1 protein-coding gene is annotated in these 2,162 nt (G+C 74.3%); it reads left to right on the top strand.

What is annotated here, in order from left to right; translation table 11 throughout:
• Positions 1-1,946, top strand: a 1,946-nt coding sequence (locus tag HW445_RS28035; RefSeq protein WP_180223659.1) for an NHLP bacteriocin export ABC transporter permease/ATPase subunit, incomplete at its 5' end; no start/stop codon positions are given.
• Between the last annotated feature and the right edge of the window lie 216 nt (positions 1,947-2,162).

Below are 2,162 nucleotides of genomic sequence, written 5' to 3'. Positions count from 1 at the left end.
CCGCCGTCTCGCGGGTGCGCACGCGCACCGTGCGGCTGGGCGGCGGCCGGTGGTGGAAGGAGGACGTCGGCCCGCTCCTGGGCTTCCGGGCCCTGTCCGGGGCCCCGGTGGCGCTGCTGTGGCGTCGCGGCGGCTACGTGGCGGTGCACCCGACCACCGGCCGGGAGACCCGGATCGGCGCGGAGAACGCCGACGACTACGGCGCCCGGGCGGTCATGTTCTTCCGTCCCCTCCCCGAGCGGCGCACCACCCCGCTGCGGCTGGCCCGGTTCGTGCTGTCCGGCGCCCGGAGGGACGTGGTGTCGCTGCTGTTCGGCGGGCTGGTGACGGTCGCCGTGGGGGTGACCGTGCCGGTGGTCACCGGCAAGGTGCTGGGGCAGTACGTGCCGCAGGCGCGCACCGACCTGATCGCGCTGGCCTGCACCGCCGTGCTGGTGGCGGCCGTGGTGTCCGCGGTGTTCCTGCTGCTCCAGAACGTGACGATGCTGCGGCTGGAGGGCCGGATCGAGGCCGTGCTGCAGCCGGCCGTGTGGGACAGGCTGCTGCGGCTGCCGGCGGCCTTCTTCACCGGCCGGTCCACCGGCGAGCTGGCCGGGGCGGCGATGGGCATCAGCCGGATCCGGCAGTTGCTGGCCGGGGTCGGTCCGGTGGCGGCCCAGTCGCTGACGGTCGGGACGGTCAACCTGGGGCTGCTGCTCTGGTACGACGTGAGCATGGCGCTGGCCGCCATGGCGCTGCTGGCGGTGCTCGCCGGGGTGTTCCTGTTGCTGGGCCTGTGGCAGGTGCGGTGGCAGCGCCGGCTGGTCCGGCTCACCCACAAGCTCAACAACCAGGCGTTCCAGACCCTGCGGGGCCTGCCCAAGCTACGGGTGGCGGCGGCCGAGAACTACGCCTACGCCGCCTGGGCGGGCGGATTCGCCCGCAGCCGGGAGATGCACCGCCGGCTCGGCGGCATCAAGAACCTGAACGCGGTGCTCGGTTCGGTGGCCCTCCCGGTGTGCTCGCTGCTGATGTTCGTGCTGCTGGCCGGCCCGGCGCGGGGCGCGATGCCGGCCGCCGACTTCCTCGCCTTCAACACGGCCGTGACGATGCTGCTGGGCTCGGTCACCCAGCTCACCGGCGCCGCGGTCTCGGTGGTGGCCGCGCTGCCGCTGTTCGAGGAGCTCCGGCCGGTGCTGGACGCGGTGCCGGAGGTGCGGAGCACGAGCACTCCGCCGGGCCGGCTCTCCGGGGCGATCGAGGCGCGGCGGCTGTCGTTCCGCTACTCCGACGACGGGCCGCCGGTCCTGGACGACGTCTCCTTCGAGGTCCGTCCGGGTGAGTTCGTGGCGGTCGTCGGCCCGAGCGGCTGCGGGAAGTCGACGCTGCTGCGGCTGCTGATCGGCTTCGACCCGCCCGCCTCCGGCAGCGTCCTCTACGACGGCCAGGACCTGGCCGCGCTGGACCACGCGGCGGTGCGGCGGCAGTGCGGTGTGGTGCTGCAGCACGCCCAGCCGTTCACCGGGTCGATGCTGGACATCGTCCGCGGCCACGAGCCGTACTCGCCCGAGGAGGTGATGGCGGCGGCGGAGCTGGCCGGGCTGGGCGACGACATCCGGCGGATGCCGATGGGGCTGCACACCCTGGTGGCCGGCAGCGGCTCGCTGTCCGGCGGGCAGCGGCAACGGCTGATGATCGCGCAGGCGCTGATCCGCAGGCCGCGGATCCTCTTCCTCGACGAGGCGACCAGCGCGCTGGACAACGAGACGCAGCGGCGGGTCATCGAGAGCACCCGCGCGCTGGAGGCGACCCGCGTGGTGATCGCGCACCGGCTGTCCACGGTGATGGACGCCGACCGGGTGATCGTGATGGAGGACGGACGCGTGGCGGAGACCGGCACGCCCGCCGCGCTGCTGGCCGACCGGGGAGGACGGCTGCACGAGCTGGTCCGGCGCCAGATGGCCTGACCGGAGCCGACGGGTCTGCCCGGGGCCGTGCCGGGTACCCGCAGTCCGCCCTCCGAGGCGACCTGACAGCACTCGTGAGATCCGAGGAGACGAACGGTGAACCACCACCACAGCCACGGCGACCGAAGCAGGGGCGACCACCGGGAGGAACCGCCGCGCACCGCGCTGGCCGAGGCGTTCCGGGAGGCCGAGGAGGCCGCGGCCCGCGTCACCGAC

The sequence above is a fragment of the Streptomyces sp. UH6 genome, assembly GCF_013421635.1.
Lineage (GTDB): Bacteria > Actinomycetota > Actinomycetes > Streptomycetales > Streptomycetaceae > Streptomyces > Streptomyces abyssomicinicus.
Note: the sequence above shows the minus strand (reverse complement) of the source record. Positions and strands in the feature narration are given on the sequence as shown.